Consider the following 20,369-nt stretch of genomic DNA (forward strand, 5'->3'; position numbering starts at 1 on the left):
CGACACCGACACCGGCACTTGCACCGGTCAGCCGAGGCGGAGTACCCCGGCTCGGCGGTCGGCGCCGGAGCGGTTGGCCTTGGGCAACTGGGCGTGCGCGATGTCTCGGATCACCGGGTGGGCGAAGGCGTAGCCGGTTCCGTTGTGGTCGCGGACGAGCAGGTGCCGCCGGGCCAGGTCGTCCAGGCAGCCGCGCACGAACTCCACGTTTCGGTAGCCCAGGGCGGCCAACGTGTCGGGCACTATGGGGCCGGAGACCAGGGTGGCCCCCTTGAGTACCTCCTTCTCGTCGGGCGCGAGGCTGTCGAGCATCGCGGCGACCACCCGGTAGATCCGGGCCGGCAGCCGCGTCTCCGGCGGGCCGTCCGGTTCGTGCAGCCGCTGGCGGGCGAACTCGATGGCGAACATGGGGTTGCCGTCGATGCGGTCCAGCAGCTCCGGGGTGAGGCCGACGACATCGTCCGCGTCTCGCAGCACCGCACACCACAGTTCCCGGACCGCGTCGTCGGCCAGGCGGTCCAGCGTCATGGTGGTGAACGCTCTGGAACGCAGATGGCGGCGGCCGACGAGCTGCGGCCGAGTGGTGGCGATCACCAGCAGCGGCATCGTGGCGACGCGTCCGGCGAGCAGTTCGAGAAATCTCAACAGGTCGTCGCCGGCTGCGTGCAGATCCTCGACGATCAGCACGACCGGGCGGTCGGCGGCGAGGCCGGTGAGCAGTTCGGCCACAGCGGCGTGCACCGCGGCGGCGTCGGATCCGGTACGAGCACGGTCGCGCGGGGCGAACAACGGGAGCAGGCTTCGGGTCAGCGACCGGGCCGCGGTGCCGTCCCCGAGCAGACCGGTCACAGCGGCGGCCAGGCGGGCCTCGGCCTCGGTCGGCGGGCAGCCGTGGGCCAGTCCCGCCCAATGGGCGACCATTCCGGCGACCGGGTCGGCGGCGGTCCGCATACCGTGGACCGCGCCGGTCCGCATCACCCGGGCCTCGCCGGGGTTCCGCCGGATCTGCCGGGCGAACTCCATCACCAGGCGGCTCTTGCCCATGCCCGCCTCACCGACCAGGGTCAGGATCCGGCCGCGGCCGCGCCGCACCACCTGGTTGAGGTGCTCTCGCAGAATCGTCAGTTCGTGACCGCGGTCGACCAGTGGCGGACGTGGGAAGTCCAGAGCGTGCAGCCGGTCCCCGCGCAGGGCCGTCGCGTCCCACATCAGCAGGCCGGTCGGTCCGGAGTACGGGTGGTGGCCGTGGATGACGTCGGCGCCGCCGCTGCGCCGGGTCGCCTCACAGATCCACACCGTGTCCGGCGGCAGCGACCGGACCTGGCGCATGGAGGTGTCGATCGCCGGACTCACCACCTCGGGCACTGTGCCGTGCGTCTTGACCAGGATCTCGTCGGTGTTGACCGAGAGCCGCACGGTGACCGGTGACGGGCCGGCGTCCGCCAGTGCGGCGAACCGGTCGCGGACGACCAGCGCGGTGCGGACGGCAGCCAGCATGTCGTGTTCGCCGGTGCGCGGGACGCCGAAAACCGCCTGGACCGTGGAGCCGGTGCAGCACACGACGGTGCCTCCGACGCTCTCCACATCGGCGCGGACCGCGTCGGCCAGGTCCGCGAGCAGGTCGTCGACGTCTTCGGGGGCGACGCCTGCGCCGAGGTCGAACGACGTGGTGAGGATGGAAACGAGTTTGCGCTCCGCGGATAAGGTGGGCGCACGCGGTGCCGGCGCGACCGGACCGGCGGCGGGCTGAGGAGCGGTCGGCATCTGTTGCGGCACCGGCCTTCCGTCCGGCGCCGCCCCTGGGTCCGGTGCCGGACTGGCGGGCGCGGGGGCGGACGGGACAAGCCGCAGTCCGGGTTCCGGAGCCCACCGCAGCGGCACGTCGTGGGCGAGGATGCACGTCTCCAGCTCGCGCAGTCCCCGGCTGGGCTCCAGCCCGAGGCCGTCCATCAGCGCCTTGCAGGTCCGCTGATAGGCGCGCAGCGCGTCGCCCTGTCGGCCGCAGTGGTACAGCGCGATCATCAGCAGTCGGCAGGCGCGTTCCCTGTGCGGCTCGGCCGTGACCAATTGGTCGAGTTCCACGACGTGTTCGTGGTGCCGGCCGACGGCGATCTCGGCCTCCAGATAGTCCTCCAGCGCGGTCAGCCGCTCTTCCTCAAGGGCGGCCAGCCGGGGCCAGGTGATGCCGGCGTCGGTCAGGTCCGCCAGCACCGGGCCGCGCCACAGGTTGAGGGCCGTCCGCAGGGGCCGGGTCGCCTCGGCACATCGACCGTCGGCGAGCGCCTCTCGGCCGGCCCGGGCCAGCCGTTCGAAGCGGAGCAGATCGACCATGTCCTCGTCGACCCGAAGGAGGTACCCGGGCGAGTGGGTGAGCAGAGCGCAGTTGGGGGCGAGGTTGCGCTCGGCGAACAGGTTCCGGATCCACGAGACGGTGTTCTGGAGCATCTTGCGCGCGGTCGAGGGGGCGCCCTCGGGCCAGATCACCTTGATCATCTGGCTGGTGGCGACCACCTCGTTCGCATGCATCAGCAGATATCCCAGGACCGCGCGCTTCTTGGGACCACCCATCGGCAGTGAGACGCCATCGCTGACCACCTGAAGTGGGCCGAGAACGTTGAATCGCACATCAAGTCCTAAACCTTGGCATGGCTGGGGCGACGCGGGAGGCAGGGATTCGCCCCGCCACTTCCACTACAGGCGGCGAGTCCACTCGTACCGTCGGGAACATCGTCGAACGCGGGCCACAACGAGTGCTGCCCGCCGTCGACCGGTACCAGTAAGGCGGCCTCGGGATCGTCGACCGGATTCACCCCGCTCATCGCCTCTCAGCGCGCTCACGCAGTGGTCGTCCCACTGTGGTCCTTTCCAGGCTCTCACCATCGGCTCCACGGGACCTCGGTACACCCCGCGGTTCAGTACAAACCCTAGAAACTGGATTGCGCGCACTCGCTCCGGCTCCGCTGCTGAGGGCAGACGGCCGGGCGCCGGCAGCCCCGGAGGGCTTCAGCACCTTGCTGGACCGCGGGACGCGAGGGGTCAAGTCGATCCGGGTCAGCCGGTCATCAGGCGCCGCAGATCCGTCGCGTACTTGCGGATGAGGGAGGGGGACAGGTGCGGGATGTCCGGCGCCGGTCCGATGCCGGTCTGTTGGACAGCCGCCCGGAAGCGGGCCGAGGGGACAACCGAACCGGGCACCGCCTCCGCCGGTTCCCGGAGGGCATGCAGCAGGGGAAGGACCGAGTACTGCCGCTGTGCCTCGGGCAGGGCGCGCAGGGCGGCATCGACGCGGACGAGCCAGTCACCGTAGTCCGCGATCCGCTCGACGCCGTGGCCGTCCTCGATGAGCCACTCCACGAACGTGTCGAGCGAGATACCGTCGTCGTGCGGGTTCACCAGGCTGAAGGTCCGGTAACCGGAGGTGCCCCGCCCCAGTGTGACGACCGACGCCGCGGTGAAGTCGACGGGCAGACCGTCGTAGTGGGGCTCCCGCGGCAGCCCGCCGCCGTCGGTCCGGTAGAAGGAGCGCGGTGCCACGCCCGTCGCGAGAACGCTGAACAGCAGCCGGCTGAACATGTCGGCCACGTTCAACTGCCCGGCGTACCGGCTGTGCGCGAGGATCATGTTGGAGCGGAACACCGTCACCGGCAGGCCGCACAGGCCGTGCGCCTCTCGCAGCAGCACCTCTCCGGCCCACTTGCTGGCCGTGTACCCGCTGGCGTATCCGTCGTCGACCGGCTGGACCGGCAGCGCGGTGCGCACGTCGGAGTCCTCGTCGAGGGGCTGCCCCGCCCGGGGGGCGGACACGGCCACGCTGGAGATGTACGTGAACGGCTTGAGCCGACTGGTCAGGGCCAGCCGGATGAGTTCGGCGGTCCCGACAACGTTGGCCTCGAACAGGTGCTGGTAGGGCAGGACATGGTTCACCAGGGCGCCCGCATGGACGATCAGGTTCACCTCACCGGCCAGCCGATCCCATGTCGTCTCGTCCAGGCCCAGTCCGGGCTGGGCGATGTCGCCTGCCAGGACCTCCAGGTGCTCGGCGGCCAACTCCTCGAAGACGCGGGTCAGTTCGGGGTCGTCGCTGCCGAAGGCGTCGGCCAGGCGCTGCCGGGCCGCAGCCGGGTCCTTGCCTCGGACCACAACGATCAGCTTGCCGCCGGCCGGGGCCAGCCGCTGGAGCCACTCCAGGGTGAGGAAGCGCCCCAGATATCCGCTGGCGCCGGTCAGCAGGACGCGGCGCGGTTCTCCGGCGGAGCGCGGCAGGTCGCGGGCGCCGTCGAGGGTGTCCGCGTCGATGAACCGGTTCAGGGTGAGGTCCTTGGCGTACACCTCGGTGGCGTCCTCGCCGTGCACCGACGCGTATGTGGGCCGCGTCGCCGCGGCCGTGCGCTTGGCCTCGATGTAGGCGGTCACCTGCCGCAGGTCGTGCGCGGGGCTGATGATGACGTCGACCGGCACCCGGATGCCGAAGGTGTCGTACAGCAGGTTCGACAGGGACACCGCCGACAGCGAGTCACCGCCGAGGTCACGGAAGTGCGCGGAGGGGCTCACCTCGGCCATCGAGCCCGCCAGCAGCGCCCGAGCGGCCCGCTGGACCGTCTCCAGCACCGGCCGGTCGCCGCCTGTGCGGCGCAGGTCGTGCAGCTCCTGGGTCTCGCGGGCCGAGATATCGGCGTACAGCTCCTCCAGGCGCTCGCCGTAGCGCTCGACGAGCCTGGGCGACAGCAGCTTGCGATTGTCCGAGAGCAGGCCGTTGGCCTGGCTGAACGGCTCGGTCTCAAGCAGCAGACCCCGGGGAATCTCATGGGGGTTCAGGCCGTTGTCCTTCGCGATCCGCTGGAACGATTCACTCAGAAGCTGTTCGAGGCGCTCCCGGTCGTCCCCGTACCGGGCCAGGGCGTCCGGGGTGGGCACTACGACGGCGAGCAGGTAGGAGCGCTCGCTGTTGCCGTAGACGAAGATCTGCCGCGCCAGCGGGCTGGTGGCGAAGACGGCCTCCAACTGCGCGATCGCCACGAACTCGCCCTGGGACAGCTTCAGGGCGTTCTTGCGGCGGTCCACGATGGCGATGCGGTTCGGCCCGAGCTCCGTGACGATGTCCCCGGTCCGGTAGTAGCCGTCCTCGTCGAAAAGCTCCGCCGTGAGTTCGGGCCGCTGGTAGTAACCGGGGATGATGGCGTCGGTCTTGAGCAGGAGCTCGCCGCGCGGATGCGGGATGTCGGTACCGAAGTAGCCGAGTTCGGGCACGTCGGCCAGCTTGTAGTCGGTCACGGGCGGACGCAGCAGCTCGCCGTCGATGGAGATGCTCCCGGTCTCCGTGGAGGCGTAGATGTTGTGCAGGTGGATACCGAAGAGGGTCTCGGTGAACTCGGCCAGCTCGGCGGAGAGCGGCGCGGAGGTGGAGTTGGCCCAGGTGATACGGCCACCGAGGAGGTCCTCGCGCAGATGCTTGCGCACCTCGGCAGCGGCCACGTCCGGGTCGGCGCCTTCGGCGGTCCGCCGGCCCAGCTCGCTCTGGTAGCGCTGGTGGAGCATCTCGCACACGCGCGGTACCAACGTCAGCTCGGTGGGTCGTACGAGCGCGATGTCCTCGAATAACGTCGACAGGTCGCTGCTGGCGGTGAAGTAGCTGGTGCCGCCGCGCATCAGCGTGTTCTTCAACGCGTAGTGGCCGGCTATGTGGCTCATCGGCATGTAGTTGATGGTGTCCACGTTCGTGCCGGCGAACAGCTCCGACCAGGCGCCCCAGGGCGCCCGGGCCAGCCGCTCGGTGTACATGGCACCCTTCGGCGTTCCGGTACTGCCCGAGGTGTAGATGAGCATCGCGAGGGGGTCCTCGTCGTCGCCGGGGGTGTACAACGGCGCCTCGGGCAGGGCCGCGCCACGGTCGAGGATCTCCGACAGGGCGATGACGTCCACATCTCGTCCGGCCCGGGCCAGACCGTCGCGGGCCTTGGCGAAGCGTTCCGACTGATCTTCGTCGCGCGGGTGGTAGTCGAAGACCACCAGTCGCTGTACCGAGGGTGTACGCAGGGCCAGTTCGGTCGCCGTGTCCAAGCGCTCGATGCTGGCGGCGACGAGGAACAACTCGGTCTCCGCCGCGATGGACGCGAGCTGCCCGGTCGGTGCGCTTGTCTGCAACGGGACACTGACGGCGCCGAGGTGCGCGCAGGCCATGTCCAGGGTCGCGTAGTCCCGGCTGGCGAAGCCGAGGAGGGCCACCCGGTCGCCCGCGTTCAGTGGGCGCTGCGGGTGGTGGTGCCATTCGCTCGCCACGGCGCGGATACGGTTCCACAGTTCGCGGTAGGTGGTCGTTTCGTAGCGGGGCAGCAGACGAGCCGAAACGCGCCCGTTCCGGGCGTTCCGCACGAACTCCCTCGCACGTTCACCGACGGCGGGCCGGTCCCCGTGGCGCTCCAAGGCACCTGCCATTACTTGCGCGAGTCGCAATCTAGTCTCCGCGTCGCATTGGTGTCATTGGCGGGAAGGAGGTGATGCGCGTCAATATGCCGGGCGATCGATATGGCAGGCCAACGTCGCGGCGGCGGCCCGGAAACCACACCGACCGGCCGGATTCCTTGCTTGAGGCTATCAGAGCGGAACGAGCGCCACCGTAAGAATTGAGACTGTGAAGCCACCCTTTTCAGCGCGCCCAAGTGCTGTTCACCGCGACGCCGAGCGGTGATGGAAGTCCACGGATCGCTTTTCCCGTGCGGGGTCCGGTCAGGGGTCGACGATGGCACCACGCCCGGGCGGTCAGGCCCATCGGCGCCCCCGGCTGCCCTGGAAGAAGGTGCCCGTGATCCACCGTGACGACTCCTGCGGCCATGGCCGAAACGAGCAGCGCCTGATGCGGAACGTCACCGTCCACGCCCTCACTGACCTGCCGCCGAACAGTCCGACGCGGCAGAGATCGCCACTTGGGCCCGTGGGCACCGGCCGTGGAGAACACCGTCCACCGGGTGCGTGATGTCGCCCTCGACAACGGGAAGTGCGGAGGACGCCTCCACGACGCTCGGGTTCGCGGGGCTGAGACTGTGCCCTACATGGAGATGCCTCGCGCCTCGCCCGATCAAGTAATAAATCGCCATGGGAGGAGTTCGGCGTAAAACTCATTCAGGTCGCGGCTTACGTCGCGGATCTGGCCAACAACCAGACCATAATGAGAGCTCTTGGGTGCAGTTCTGGGAGTTTGCTCCCGAGAACTGGTATGCGCCGACCAATGCCTCTGGCGCCGATCCCAACTCCCTTGTTCAACTCAACGTAATTGCGCCGTAAAAAATGCCCTCTACGCCCGAAGACACCCGTGCCGCGCTGATTAAGTCCGCAGAAGCCGTGTGCTCGGCGTTCGGTTCTGATCCGGTGCCGGCGCACGGACCGTGGGTGCACGTCTAAACCATTCCGAACGATCGGTTGGGACAGGACGGCCGCATTCCCGACAGGGAGGGCCTCCGGGCCCTCCTACGTGTCGACGCCTCGGACTCGGACTCGGCCTCGGACTCGGCCTCAGGGATGGAGCTTCTTCTTCTCCGCCAGCATCGCCACGAACTTCTCGATCCGCCGGGCCCTGGTGTCCGCCTTTTTGGCGTCCTGGATCCGGTAGAGGATCGCGTACCGGTTCCGACGGTCGAGCGTCTCGAAGAACTCGGCAGCCGCCGGGGTCTCCGCCAGAGCCGCAGTCAGATCGTCGGGAACGCCGGCGGCCTTCATCCCGTCGTACGCCGCCTCCCAGCGGCCGTCCGCCTTGGCGCGCTCCACCTCGGCCAAGCCCGCCGGACGCATCCTGCCCCGCTCGGTCAAGGCCGCGACCTTGTCCCTGTTGACCTTGGACCACTTGCTCCCGGCCCGCCGCGGGGTGAACCGCTGCAGCCAGAACCTGTCATCGAACTTGGCCTTCTGCCCGTCGATCCAGCCATAGCAGAGGGCCACGTCCAGGGCCTGGGCGTAGTCGAACACCACCACCCCGGGGGCCTTCTTCCTCAGCTTCAACCAGATCCCAGGGCAGGAGTCGTGGTGTCGGGCGAGCCAGGTCTCGAAGGCATCAGCGGATTCGAATGACAGTGTTTCCCGTTCTTCAGGCACCACGACAGTGAAACACACGGTGTCCGTCGCAGACCGCCCCCATGCGAACAAACCTTCGATTCCTTGCACGCCGACATCGCCTGGATCACCCGCATCACTCACATCCCCCGGGACGTGCTCCCGGGCCGTTTTCCGCAACGAGTTCGGCCAGCATCGCGCTCGTCGCTTCGTCGGCCGGCAGGAACGCCTCAAGTCGAAGTTCTGCGACGGTGACGTCGATGGCAGTGCCGAAGTGGGTGAGCGTGGTGATGAGCGTCAACTCCCTGTCGTCGTCCGGATCCTCTGTCCGAAGGCGCAGCGGTACGGCGAAGCCAAGGTGGTGCGGTGACTCGCCGCGCGGCCGTGGTGGTGCCAGGCCGGTGAGTTCGCCGACCAGGTGCTGGAGCTGTTCGTCGGGGTTCCGTACGCTCTCGACCTGGACACGGTCGATGATGTGCCACGCCCACTCGTCGAGGTTGACGATGCGTGACGCAAGACCCTGCGGATGCAGCAACACCCGGGGAACGCTCACCGGCGGTGCGAGCAGATGCGGGGCCACGCCGGCGGTGAGCGCGTGGAAGGCGGCGTTGGCCGAGACGAGGTCACCGTAACGGTTGACGACCACCGCCGGGTACGGCAGATGACCGCGCAGGATCCGTTCGAGGGCGGTGCGAATCGGTTCGAGCTGGGGGTCGTCCAGGCGGGTCTGCGGGTAGGCCGGTGCGAATCCGGCCGCAAGCAGCAGTTCGTTGCGCTCGCGGATCGGCACCTCCAGGGATTCGGCCAGCCGGATGATCATTGACCGGCCGGGCGTCGACCGTCCGCTCTCGATGAAGCTGACATGCCGCTGTGTGGATCCCGCGCGCACGGCCAGTTCCAGTTGGCTCACGCGTCGCCGGGTGCGCCACTCGCGCAACGCGCTGCCGAGCCCGCCGCCTGTGGTCGATTCGCTCATCACCTCTCTTGTGTAACCCGCTCGCTTGCTGATCGGCGATTCCCCGCGGGGAATTGCCGCGTGGCGGCCGACCCAGCACGGTCGTTGCCGTACGCCGACCATCTCCAACCGAGGATCGATCATGGCCGACACCGACACCGACACCGTGACTGACACCGACACCGACACCGACACCGACACGAATACCGCCACTGACGCACGCAATCTCACCGACCGCTACGTTGCCTTGTGGAACGAGCCCGACGCAGGGCGCCGCCGCGCCGCGATTCAGGAGCTGTGGTGCGCCGACGCGGTCCATGTGCTCCAGCCTCCCGAGGAGATTCTGCGGACCGCTCAAGGGCTGGGCTTCGACCGACTTGTTCTGGAGGCGCGCGGGCACCGGGCGCTGGAGTTCCGGGTGACGCGTGCGTACGAGGAGTTCGTCGCGCCGGGCACCTTCGTCTTCCGGTCACGCGGCAACACCGACCGGCTCCACGACATCGTCAAGTTCAACTGGGAGATGGTGCCCCGGGACGGTGGTGAGGCCGTCGGCGTGGGACTGGAGATCCTCGTTCTCGACGCCGAGGGCCGCATCGTCAGCGACTACCAGTTCATCGAAGGATGAAAGGATGAGAGCGATGACGACCGGGCTCCCGTCCACGGTGCGCAGCTACCACGTCAGCACGGGCGGCGGCATCGATGGCCTGTCGCTGCGTACGCACGGACCACGTACACCCGGGGCGGGAGAGGTCGCGGTCGCGGTCCACGCCACTTCGCTCAGTTTCCGTGAACTTCTTGTGGTGCGCGGCCAGTACGTACTGCCCGTCAAACCGGACGTCGTACCGGTCTCCGACGGTGCCGGCGAGGTCGTCGCCGTCGGGCCGGATGTCCGGCGGGTACGACCGGGCGACCGCGTCGCCGCCACACTGTTCCCGCGGTGGCTGGACGGTCCTCTGGAACCGGCGTTCCTGCCGCAGCTCGGTGGCTCGCTCAACGGAATGCTGACGGAGCTGGCCATCCTGCCCGAGGACGCTCTGGTGTCCATCCCCGACCACCTCTCCTACGCCGAGGCGGCAACCCTTCCCTGCGCCGCGGTCACGGCGTGGAACGCCCTGACCGGCGACGGCCGCGGAGTCCAGCGCGGACAGACCGTACTGGCCACCGGCTCCGGCGGTGTGTCACTGTTCACGGCGCAGTTCGCCAAACTGCTGGGCGCGAGAGTAATCGCCACGACGAGGAGTACGGACAAGGAGCAGCGCCTCCGTAGTCTGGGTGCCGACGAGGTCATCAACTACCGCGACAGACCGGACTGGCACACCGCCGCCCGCGAACTCACCACTGGGCGAGGGGTCGACCGAATCGTCGACACCGCTGGAACGCTGGAGCAGTCGCTGAAGGCGCTCGCCGTCGACGGCCACATCTCCTTCGTCGGCTCCGTCTCCGGCAACTGGCCACCGGTCGATCCCCGTCTCCTGTTCGGCGCCGCCGCCACGGTCCGGGCCTTGGCGGTCGGCAGTCGCGCCCAGTTCATCTCAATGAACGACGTCATCACCGCGCATCGGCTGCGGCCAGTCATCGACCGGGTGTTCCCGTTCGAAGAAGCCGCAGCGGCGTACCGCTACTACGAGTCGGCCAACCCGTTCGGAAAGGTGATCATCAAGATCGGATAACCAGGCAGCCAGCCCGGACGGGGGCAGGCCCAGGTGCTTCGCTGGCTCAGGCGCAAACACCGCCGGATCGTCGACCAGCGGACTGAGATGTGTCATCTGGAGCTCCTCCAGCCAGTGCGACAGCACCAGTTCCTCGTCGCGCGTGAGCTTGATCGTCATCTGCTCTTGACCCAACACATAGGGGCACCTGTCTCATGGAGGGGTACACCGATCTCCCGCAACCACTGAGAGGCGCCCGTGACGACACTCGCGCTGTTCCTTGTTGTCCTGACCGGCGCCACGGCCGGTCTCGTCCTCGTCGTCCGCGGGCTCCTGACGGCCGTCCGGGGGTCCGAGCGCACCCCGGGGAGCCTGTTACGCGCCGCCGCGCTCCTCGCCGGAGGAGGTGCCCTCGCCCTCTACGCCTGGGGCACAGCCCACGCGCTTCTCGCGGTGCTGAGCGTTGAGGACGGGGGCACCGGGTCGTGGCCGCCCCGGCCCTGCCTCGCTGCGGGTCCCGACATGGCGTCGCATGTGGACGGATACCGGATTTCCTATCTGCCGCTTCGTTTCGAATGCCACCTCAGTACCGGCGGAACGTACGCCACCGCGTCCGTTCCCGCGTACGTCAATCCGGCGTTTCTAGGCCTGACCGGTGTCGCCTGCGTCATCCTGGGCACCGCCGCGGCGAGACGCGTAGAGGCCGTGCCGGCCCGCAAACAGGAAGCATGAGGCGTAGATCTGAAGAAGACTCGTGATCGTCGGCCCCGGCGAAACGCCGGATCTGGAGTGGCCGGCCGCCCGCCACGCCGCGCTCCGCCGGGTTCCCGATCAGGTGTCACCGATGCAGGGCGCCTCCGGCGGGGTGCCGGGTGGGAGGGCTTCGCGTTCCGCCTTGGTGAAGTCCCGGCCGATGTTCTCGCAGAGGTGGTCGAACCAGGCGTCGGGACGAACGTCGAAGGTGGTGCGTCGGCCTTCGCGGTCCACAACGATCAGTTCGGTGCCCCGGAGTAAGGCCGTGGAATCGAGGCTGCCCGGGATCGTGCCGATGGTACTGCCATCGTCGATGCTCGACAGTTTGTAGGCGCTGTCGGCCGCCACCGCTATGACCACCGGTCCGCTGTCTGCCATGCCTGTGACAACGTCGCCGTACCCCATGGTGATGGGCGCTCCGGTGATCGTGCCCTTGGCGATGTCCCAGCGGTGCAGCCTGCCGTCGTCGTGTTGCACCATCAGGTACCGGCCGTCCGCGGAGAAGGTCATCACACTGGGGTCGCCCTCGCCGAAGCGCGTGCTGATCTCGTCCCCTTTCAGCACCTCGACCCGCTCACGGGTACGGATGTCCCAGATCTGGATCCTGCCCTTGACCGTGTCGCCACGCGTCACCACGGCAACCTGATACGGGTTGCCCGGGCGCCCCCGGAGTTGGCCGAAGACCGGGGGAAAGGCCCGGACGGCCGGTGCGCGGTCAACGTACAGCGGCTTTCCCGTCTGTACACCTCGCTCGGGATCCACTCGGAGCAGCGCGCCGCCCGCGGTCAGGACGGTGACGTCGCCACTCGGCAGGGGTTCGACCATGTCGATCTCGCTCTCCGGCTCGCCGGTCTCCGCGCCCGTGTCCAGCGGCACTTCCACGGGGCTGGACGATGCGTCGGCCTCGTACGAGAACAGGTCAGGACCGCTCCCCCAGAGCACCAAGTGCTTCGCGTCCGACGTCCAGGCGAGGCCCGACGCACGGCCACCACCGACCGGCTGCGGCAGGTCGGCGGTGGTGCTGCCGCCGCGTACGAGGTCCACCACCTTGAGCTGGCTGTCTGTCAGCCGTGCGACGCGTCTGCCGTCCGGCGACAAGAGGGACCGATCGGTTTCCCGTGCGTCGACGGGGCGAGCAGCGGGCCCCGCGTAAGCCGTCACCAGGGCGTTTCCGCTGGCGGACAGCAATGTCAGTCCGCCATCCCGATGCCCCGCGACAGCGAACACCGTGCCCACGCTGTCCGATTCCCCGTCCATGGGCAGCCGCGTCACATACGTGTCGTCCGTACCATGCCTGCCGAGTACAACATCGACGTAGCTCCCGTCGTCATCGACATAGCTCCCGTCGGACTCCCATTCCTGGTAGCCGTACATACCCGTGGCATCAGAGTCCGGCCAGTCTTCGGCGACCGGCGGAATCTCACGCAGAACACGGCCGGAGCGCAGGTCGCGCAGCACGGACTCGGCGGGTGTCTCCGGGTTCCCGGATCCGGGGGTCGTGACCACCACGGTGTCGGGAGTCTCCCCGAAGCGCACGCTCTGGTCCCCCTCCGTCGACACCACCGAGTCCGCCACCGGCAGTGGCTCGCGGCTCGCCAGCTCCCACACGTCGAAGAAGATCTGAGGTTTCACACCTTTCGCGTGCGGAGTGTGCATGTCGAGCAGCCGCAGAAGACGGCTGCCGTCCGCACTGAAGTCCAGCCCGCCGCTGACAGTCGCTCCCGAGCCCGTCAGCCTCTGTCCCAGCCGGGCCGGAGTACTGCCTTTCCCGTCCAGCCGCCAGAGCCATACCGTACCGTCCGGCATCGCCACCGCGTAGTGCCGCCCGTCGGGACTGATCTCCCCGCGCTGGTCGGTCTCGGGTACGTCGGGAAGGACGTAGTGGCGCGGCTCGCCCTCCAGCGCGCCGGTCACGACCGACACCTCGTACGTGTCGGCCCCTTCGGGCTTGGACCGCACCACAAGTGTGCGGCCGTCCGGGGTCGCGTCCAGGTCCTGTACCCGACCGCGCCACAGGCCGGTGTGGGTGTCACGTACGTACTGGGCCCGGACGTACTGCCTGAGCAGCGCCTCCCGGGCCTGTGGCGTCCGATCGGCGTGCCAGGCGGCGAGCGCCAACTGCACCGCTGTCCCAGGCGCCTTGGCCTGTTGGTTGCCGGACTCTTCAGCGAGCGCGCCGGAGGCGAGGGTACGGAGCTGAGCCCTGACGTCCTGGCTGGTGTCAAAGGCGATCGCGCCCAGTGTTCCGGCGACGAGCAGCAGTGCGACGAGCACCGCGCCGAGCGCCAGCAGTCCGCGGACCGTGCGCTGCGCGTACCGTCGGCCGGCGTCGATGTAGGCGCGCTCGTCCGCCGTCACGTCCTCGGGGCGCCGCTCCAGCCACTCCACGCCCTCGGCGAGGGTCCTGCCGCGTTGCAGGGCCTCTGTTTCCCTGCCCTTCTCCTGCCAGCGCGTCATGTCCGTACGGAGCTGCTCCTGCCATGTGCGGAACTTCCTGCTGTCGTCCAGCCAGCCGCGCAGTCTGGGCCAGAGCCGGGTGAGGGCCTCGTGCGTGAGGTCGACGATCTCCGTACCGGTGGCAGTACGGTCGATGATGACCAGCTTCCCCCGAGCGAGGCGGCGGGCGAGTGCCAGTGCGGCGGGGTCGAGCTGGGAGACCGGAGTGGCGCGGCGGGTGTAGCCGCCCCGGTTGTCGGGCCGGGCCAGTTGGACGAACAGCCTGCGCGCGACTGGTTCTTCGGACTTCGGTACGTGCGCGCGGTACGTGTCGTCCGCGTAGCCGACCAGGGCTCCGGCCACTCCGCCGAGTTCGTCGTACACGGCGTGGCTGAGCATGGAACGGTCGCGCCCCTCCCAGAGCCGGGTGAGTGTGAATTCCACCAGGGGCATCCGCCCGGGTTGATCCGCCGCGTCCTCGACGAGGCGCCTGGCCAGACCGGGTTCCAGCCACAGCCCTGGTACGGCCGCGACAGGCCCGGTAATCGCTCGGTACAGGTCGTCGGCGTTGAGCGGGGCGAGGAAGAGGACGGCGTCGCTGAGGGCGCCGGATGTCCGGGACGTCAGCAGGACGTCCAGCGATTCCTGGCGCGCGGTGGCCACGATGCGCAGACCGCGTCCGTTCGCCGGACGCGGCGATTCCGCCAGCGCGACGAGCAGGCTGAGCAGCCTGCGCGCCGCGGCCGGTTCGGCGCCGGCGTACTCCTCCAGTTGATCGACGAAGAGCAGATGGCCGCCGGGGCCGGCCTGGTTTTCGAGGGATTCCCGCAGACCGACCAGGCCGACCAGGCCGACGGGATCTCGGTCGGGGTCCGATGGGACGTGCTCGTCCCGTGGGGCAGGCTCACGCAGGGCGTCGGGCAACTCCCGCTCGCCCGGCGGGTGTTCGTGGTCGGCCTCGCGCCGCGGGCCGCCCCCGAGCAGCCGTATCAGTTCCTCGGTCCTGCTCAGGCGGCCGATCACTCCGGCTTCCGGCTCCAGCACGGGGACGAGCGCGTGTGCCAGAACCGCCTCCGGCCTGTCCCCGGGCACGGGACGCATGACGGAAACGCCTGTACCCTCCGCCCGGAGCCGGGGCAGCAGACCGGCACGGATCAGCGAGGACTTGCCGCATCCGGAGGGGCCGACCACCACCGTGAGCGGTCGCCGGGCAACCGATTCGGCCAGCCGCCCGGTGTCTTCCTCGCGCCCGTGAAAGAACTCGGCGTCCTCTTCCTCGAATGCCTCAAGGCTGCGGAACGGGCAGGTCGGGCGCAGCACCTCCTCGTCCACGAGCGACTCGGACGGTACGAGGAACGCGGTACCCGCCAGATCGCCGTGCCCGGCCGCGACGGCCAGTCCGACGACGCCGCCCTGCACGTCGTCCCACACGGCAGCCCCGCTGTAGCCCCCGGTGATCTGTCGGCTGTCGGTGTCCGCGTCCATCTGTACCCAACCGGCGCCCTGGACGCTCCGAAGTGTGCCGGTCGCCCACACCCCGTGGTCGCTGCCGCCAGGGAAGCCGTACGCCCGGAAGGAGTGCCCCCACACGGACGTACCGTCCACGAGCGCCACCGGGCGCGCCTCCGGTACGAGCCGGTCCAGGCGCAAGAGGGCCACATCCCCACTGTCGTCCTCCAGGACAGGCTTCCAGGAGACGACCCGGGCGCGCACCGCGGGAACCGCTCCGTCCGCGTCACGCAGCAGCGGGAACTCGACCCCTACGGTCCCGGTGGGAGCTATGGCGGTGTCCCGCCGGAGCCCCAGCGCATCCGCGATCACATGAGCGCAGGTACACACAACGCCGGGGGCGACGAGAAAACCCGCCCCCGCTATCCCGTCGGCACCCCGAACGCGTATGAGCCCCGACTCCAGCGCCCTCTCACCCCGTAACGCCGTCACATACGGCATCATTGCTGATCACGGGCATCCCACTCCAGACGTACGACGAAATTGGCCTCACTGGCCGCCTTCGCCACGACCACGCCCGCTTCCGCGGACAACTTGATCCCGAACTCCAGGCTCACGGTGTCGGGCCGACTCGCAAGGCCCTGAATGCTGTCGGCCACTGCCTCGACCGCGGGCCGGATGTGCGCGAGCGCCTCCTGGAGGGTCTGGGCCGAACCGCGGACGATGTCGGACGCCGCCCCTCGCCCCACTCGGTCGATTCCGCTGTCGGGCTGTCCTTCGACCTCGACCCGTACCGCGGTTCCATCGTTGAGCAGCATCTCCTGGATCCGCGTCATGCCGTCCACCCCTCGCGCCGTACATCCTGCAACGTGCTTTCCCCTCACCGATCCGCGCCCGAGTCACGGAAGCTTTGAGCATCGCCGAGCAGCGTACCCACGCGGTCGCGAATGGCGGAGGCCCTGGACCTTCGCGGTGTGTGTCCGTCAACCACTCCGCAGGGTCGGCTCCGGAGGCCGGCCAGAACGAGATGTGTGCGTAACGCAGATCGCAGGGGTGTGTCGCCGACTCCGGGGCGTGCTCGTCAGGGGTGAGAACAGCCTTACACGCTCGTCCCCAAGTGATCCCGCACACCGAAGCGTCGATGCAACTCTCAGCCGTAGAAGACATACAGGTGGGGGCCGCGGCCGGGCGGCGGGGGCTTGACTACGGCGGGCAGTCGACGTTCCCCGTACGAAAACGCCCACAAGGAGAACGTCGGATCCCAACAGCACAACCTGGCCATGGGATCCGACGTCACGCGCGGGCCGGATTGGCCGACAGCGTCATTCCGACGGCCGGGCCCCCTTGGTGCGCGTCAGTACCTCGCTACCTCACTGGTTCAGCGACTGATCGCGCTGCTTTTTGACCTCGTCGGTGAGGTCGGCCGTGTCGGCAGCCGGCGGGGCGGTAATCGGCTTGAGGCCACCGAACTTCAGGTAGTCCATGGTGACCGTCATTCCGCCGCCGCTCTGCTTCACGCGTACGGGCAGGTCCTTTCCGTCGACCCAGATGTCGAGGGACACTTTCCCGCCGCTCGCCTCCAGGGACTTGACGGCGGCCTTCTTCTCCTGGGCTGTGAGGCCGGACGCGTTGACCTGCTGAGTGCCGATGCTCCCCCGGTAGTGGGTGGCCTTCTTACCGCGGACCGTCTCCTCGCCGAGGTTCGTCACGTCCTTGGACGCGCCGATGTAGCGCAGGCCGGCCGTCGGGTCAGCGTTGTCCGCGATGCTGTTCGCACCCGACTCCCCCACGACGGCGGATACGTCGATCCGCATCCAGTGCTTGCCCTTGAGCGGGCCGCTGGGCTGCGGGTCCACCTCGTAGTAGTACGCCCCGTCGACCATCTTCATCGTCAGCGTGGGGTCGTCCTGGAGAGACTGCATCTGCGCACTCGCGGTGTCCATCTCGACATCAAGCGCGGCGCCGCCGCCCCAGGAGTACGTGCCGTCCATGGACACCGGCTTGCCACCGTTCGCGGCGATCTCGGTCGTCGTCTCGACCTCAGCCGAACCGAAGTCGGACGCCTTGTCCGACGCACGGGTCAGCGCCGCCATGATCGCGTCGGCGTGGCCGACAGCGTCGGCGGTCTTCCTCGCGGCTTCCGCGCCGCACCCGGTGGTTGTCACGGCCAGCACGGCAAAGGTGACCCCCGCCCACGCCCCAGCCCGAATGTGCTTCATATGTCCCGCCCCCTGGTATGTGATGATCAGTTGAACTCTAACCCGCCGACTGGCCCGGCCCTGGCGCGGTCCGCCCCCGCCAGCCAGCAGGCCAGGCGGGCGAGGTACCGGCCACGCTCGGGGTGATCGGGGTGGTCTCGGCGAACGGCCGCCGTTGAGGAGCCGATACGGACGGTCAGGTGTGGCGTGTTCGGCGTATTCGGCCGGCCGCCAGCCGTTTTACGGTCCACCGGGGGCCGTTGTCCCGCACAAGTGACAACTATCGTGCTCAATCACACCGGACCGGCGGTATCCGGGGCGGGCGGGCGTTACGTTGGCCTCTACAGCCCTGATGAGCCGGGAGCAGCATGATCAGGTTTTGGACACTCCTCAGCGTCCTCTTTGCCGCTCTCAGTGTCGGTGCCTTCGCAACGGCGAACCGGAGCGGCGGTATCGACGACTTTGCGATCGCCGCGCTACTTGCCTGCCTGGCCTGGGCAAGCTGGAAAGCCCGGCGGTAGCCGAGGTCCCCCTGAACCTGGACGTCCGCGCTGTGCCGTTACGCGTCGCGGGCCGCCCGCCTCTCCAGGTTTGCCTTGACCGTCTGTGCGAGCAGGGGGACCCCGACACTCTGGCCGAGGTCCCTGACGTCCGGCGTCTGGTGGGTCGGCCGCGAGGTTCTTGGCGCGATGATTGGCCGGAGTGGGAGGGGCTGGACTACGTAGCAGCCGAAGCCTACGGGCAAGTGACCCCGGTTTCTGACGAGTTCACCGCCTTCTATGAGGCCGTGGACGCCCGGCAGGGCGACGACGAGGTGGTTCGAGATCCTCTCGGGGAGCGTTGGGACGTACGAGATGAGGTCGAAGCAACGCGCAGGTTGCCGCGGCTGAGTTCCGCGTTCCCGATCACGGTGCAGCCCTGAGCCGCGGCACGTTCGCGGACCCTCAGTCGAGACAGAACTCGTTGCCCTCGACGTCCTGCATCACGAGGCACGACTCGTTGTAGCCATCGGCACGCAGTAGTCGCAGGCGTACCGCGCCGAGCGCGACCAGTCGTGCGCATTCGGCCTCAAGCACGGCGACGCGCTCTTCGCCCACGAGCCCGGTGCCGACCCGCACGTCGAGATGCAGCCGATTCTTGACGACCTTGCCTTCGGGAACGCGCTGGAAGAACAGTCGCGGGCCCACACCTGAGGGGTCGAGGCATGCGAACGCCGCCCCCTGGCGCTCAGGCGGCAGCGAGCGATCGTAATCGTCCCACGTAGCAAAGCCCTTCGGGGGCGGCGGTACGACGTACCCCAACACCTCGCACCAGAACCGAGCGACACGCTCAGGCTCTGCGCAGTCGAAGGTGACTTGGACCTGCTTGATCGACGCCATTGGTCCATCGTAGAGGCGGGCTCTTTCGCCGTCTCCGCGGGCCCGCCCCTGGCTCATCGGGGGGGCATGCTGCGCGGCTGCGGCTTCAGCGCTGCTCGGGCGACCTCCACATTCTCGATGAGCGCGCCGCGCGTCTGGAAGCCGGGGCCCGTCCCGAACAGCGTGCGCTGCGCCTCGGCCCGTTCCGACGTCGGCTTCAGCGGCGCAGGTTTCCGGCTCAGATTCATCGGGAGCCCGGAGGTCGAGCACGCATGTCGGTCCAGGGCCTGTTCGGCGGATCAGGCTTCGGGGTCCAGTGGCTGGAGGTCGTAGAGGTAGGGCCCCTTCGGTCGGTGTGGTCCAACTCCTGCCGATAGTCTGGTCCTTGCCGCCTCGTGCCGCGACCGGCAAGGCTCGCCACGTCGGCGTCCGGCCAATCAGCCCGCCACCGTGTTGTAGTTGACGATTCGCTCCACCATGAGAGCGACCGCACCCGCCAGCGGGCTGTCCGCCCCCTTGCTCACCACGTCGGGCAACCGGTGTGCCTCCTTCTCAGTGACCGCCACCATGCCCCAGAACGCGTTGAAGCCCGAAGGATCCGCCGGCTTGTCGGTGGCCGCCCCGACTGTCATGACGCCGCCCTCCTCGGCCACGGCCAGCGCGCCCATCTGCCGTAGCGTGTCGGGATCCCGCTCTTCGGCGGCCACTACGCTCCAACCCGCCACCTCCACGTGCCGCACTGCGGCGAGAAGACCGCCAGCGCTACCCACACCGCTGACAACGATGTCAGGCAGCACAAGGGCCACCGGTCCCCGCGTCATCGGCAGCGCGGACCGGATCGCCCCGTCGAGCCCCGGTTCGAACGACTCGTCCTGGTAGACGAAGACCATTTGAAAGGTCTCGGCGTAGCGCGCGAGATAGCTCACCGTGTCCAGCTTGTGGGTCCTGAATACGACGACCAGGCGCACGTTGAGTCCGCTTTTGGCCAGTTCGACGACGCCCTCCAGGCTGCGGTCCAGCACAGTGACCCCAGGAGCCAGACAGTGCAGCTCCTTCGAGTAGGGCGCCCCGAAGCGCGTTCCGAATCCGGCGCAGGGCAGGATGACCGAAACATCGGGGATGGGCACGGACGGACTATGCATTGAGTGGCCCTCAGGTTGTGTGGACGATCGGGAACCATGCGTTGTGCTGACGATCGGGGACCTTGCGCGCCTCGCCGGGTACGGGCGGCCCAGGGCCGACGCCGTACCGTCGGCCTTGAAGGCACGCTGGCGCTCACCGTAGCCACCAAGGACGGCTCACGCGAGAGGGAGCGTTGGGAGCATTGATCGGCGAGATCGTCAGTGGGACCCGGCACCTGTCCTGCCTCGACCGTTTCCAACTCCCGTACGACGGCGTTCACTTGCGCATCCCCTGGCGCGGGCAAGGCGTGCACGGGCCCGGCACCTTGGTGTTCCGGGAGCACCGCCGCGTTCAGTACCACGCGACGTACACTGCTGCCGCACTCCGCCACGGCCGTCACATCGCCGTC

General features: G+C 68.7%; 12 protein-coding genes and 2 pseudogenes. 4 read left to right on the forward strand and 10 right to left on the reverse strand.

All coding sequences use genetic code 11. The features are described from left to right. Window positions 1–27 precede the first annotated feature (27 nt). The 3 genes and pseudogenes from KQY30_RS01980 to car form a co-directional block, all read right to left on the reverse strand. On the reverse strand, window positions 28–2,625 hold the full coding sequence (locus KQY30_RS01980) for a BTAD domain-containing putative transcriptional regulator (protein WP_217305263.1): 2,598 nt from the start codon (window positions 2,623–2,625) through the stop codon (window positions 28–30). 89 nt (window positions 2,626–2,714) lie between these two features. Next, window positions 2,715–2,819 (reverse strand): annotated as a pseudogene (locus tag KQY30_RS36110) (MbtH family NRPS accessory protein); the annotation flags it as partial. A gap of 232 nt (window positions 2,820–3,051) precedes the next feature. Next, entirely contained in the window at window positions 3,052–6,450 is a 3,399-nt protein-coding gene (gene car / locus KQY30_RS01990) for a carboxylic acid reductase (protein ID WP_302185293.1), read from the reverse strand. Window positions 6,451–6,754: 304 nt separating this feature from the next. On the opposite strand from car, the pseudogene KQY30_RS36115 reads away from it, so the two are divergent. Then, window positions 6,755–6,974, forward strand: a pseudogene (locus KQY30_RS36115) (ISAs1 family transposase); the annotation flags it as partial. 532 nt (window positions 6,975–7,506) lie between these two features. Here the strand turns inward: KQY30_RS36115 and KQY30_RS01995 are convergent. After that, the gene (locus tag KQY30_RS01995) at window positions 7,507–8,082 is read right to left on the reverse strand and encodes a YdeI family protein (RefSeq protein WP_217305266.1); all 576 of its coding nucleotides are present in this window, start codon (window positions 8,080–8,082) and stop codon (window positions 7,507–7,509) included. 94 nt (window positions 8,083–8,176) lie between these two features. Continuing rightward, window positions 8,177–9,016 (reverse strand): helix-turn-helix domain-containing protein, encoded by an 840-nt coding sequence (locus KQY30_RS02000; RefSeq protein WP_217305267.1) that lies wholly within the window; start codon window positions 9,014–9,016, stop codon window positions 8,177–8,179. 121 nt (window positions 9,017–9,137) lie between these two features. On the opposite strand from KQY30_RS02000, the gene KQY30_RS02005 reads away from it, so the two are divergent. The 3 genes from KQY30_RS02005 to KQY30_RS02015 all read left to right on the forward strand — a co-directional run bounded on the left by KQY30_RS02005 (window position 9,138) and on the right by KQY30_RS02015 (window position 11,376). Then, window positions 9,138–9,620, forward strand: a complete 483-nt coding sequence (locus KQY30_RS02005) for a hypothetical protein (protein ID WP_254406881.1) — start codon at window positions 9,138–9,140, stop codon at window positions 9,618–9,620. Window positions 9,621–9,633: 13 nt separating this feature from the next. Next, window positions 9,634–10,665 carry an NAD(P)-dependent alcohol dehydrogenase gene (locus KQY30_RS02010; protein ID WP_254406882.1) on the forward strand — a complete coding sequence of 344 codons (1,032 nt, stop codon included), beginning with the start codon at window positions 9,634–9,636 and terminating at the stop codon, window positions 10,663–10,665. Between the two features lie 237 nt (window positions 10,666–10,902). Then, window positions 10,903–11,376, forward strand: a complete 474-nt coding sequence (locus KQY30_RS02015; protein WP_217305268.1) for a hypothetical protein — start codon at window positions 10,903–10,905, stop codon at window positions 11,374–11,376. Between the two features lie 99 nt (window positions 11,377–11,475). Here the strand turns inward: KQY30_RS02015 and KQY30_RS02020 are convergent, their stop codons facing one another. From KQY30_RS02020 to KQY30_RS02040, 5 genes are all read right to left on the reverse strand, one after another. Then, window positions 11,476–15,786, reverse strand: a complete 4,311-nt coding sequence (locus KQY30_RS02020) for a trypsin-like peptidase domain-containing protein (RefSeq protein WP_367997378.1) — start codon at window positions 15,784–15,786, stop codon at window positions 11,476–11,478. Beyond that, on the reverse strand, window positions 15,783–16,118 hold the full coding sequence (locus tag KQY30_RS02025) for a CU044_2847 family protein (RefSeq protein ID WP_217305270.1): 336 nt from the start codon (window positions 16,116–16,118) through the stop codon (window positions 15,783–15,785). Before KQY30_RS02025 ends, KQY30_RS02020 begins: the two co-directional genes overlap by 4 nt. A gap of 534 nt (window positions 16,119–16,652) precedes the next feature. Beyond that, window positions 16,653–17,447, reverse strand: coding sequence for a hypothetical protein (locus KQY30_RS02030; RefSeq protein ID WP_254406884.1), 795 nt, complete (start codon window positions 17,445–17,447; stop codon window positions 16,653–16,655). A 977-nt stretch (window positions 17,448–18,424) separates the two neighbouring features. Further along, a complete protein-coding gene (locus tag KQY30_RS02035) occupies window positions 18,425–18,859 on the reverse strand; it encodes a VOC family protein (protein WP_217305272.1) in 435 nt (144 codons plus the stop codon). Window positions 18,860–19,275: 416 nt separating this feature from the next. Beyond that, entirely contained in the window at window positions 19,276–19,965 is a 690-nt protein-coding gene (locus KQY30_RS02040) for a hypothetical protein (protein ID WP_217305273.1), read from the reverse strand. Between the last annotated feature and the right edge of the window lie 404 nt (window positions 19,966–20,369).

Origin of the sequence: Streptomyces sp. GMY02, from assembly GCF_019056675.1 — a bacterium.
Taxonomy (GTDB): domain Bacteria; phylum Actinomycetota; class Actinomycetes; order Streptomycetales; family Streptomycetaceae; genus Streptomyces; species Streptomyces odonnellii.

Bases quoted from the DNA above. Each gene is read 5' to 3' on its own strand.
- KQY30_RS02005 (WP_254406881.1), top strand. From the start codon at position 9,138: ATGGCCGACACCGACACCGACACCGTGACTGACACCGACACCGACACC.
- KQY30_RS02020 (WP_367997378.1), bottom strand. From the start codon at position 15,786: ATGATGCCGTATGTGACGGCGTTACGGGGTGAGAGGGCGCTGGAGTCG.
- KQY30_RS02000 (WP_217305267.1), bottom strand. From the start codon at position 9,016: ATGAGCGAATCGACCACAGGCGGCGGGCTCGGCAGCGCGTTGCGCGAG.
- KQY30_RS02035 (WP_217305272.1), bottom strand. From the start codon at position 18,859: ATGGCGTCGATCAAGCAGGTCCAAGTCACCTTCGACTGCGCAGAGCCT.
- KQY30_RS02025 (WP_217305270.1), bottom strand. From the start codon at position 16,118: ATGACGCGGATCCAGGAGATGCTGCTCAACGATGGAACCGCGGTACGG.
- KQY30_RS02010 (WP_254406882.1), top strand. From the start codon at position 9,634: ATGACGACCGGGCTCCCGTCCACGGTGCGCAGCTACCACGTCAGCACG.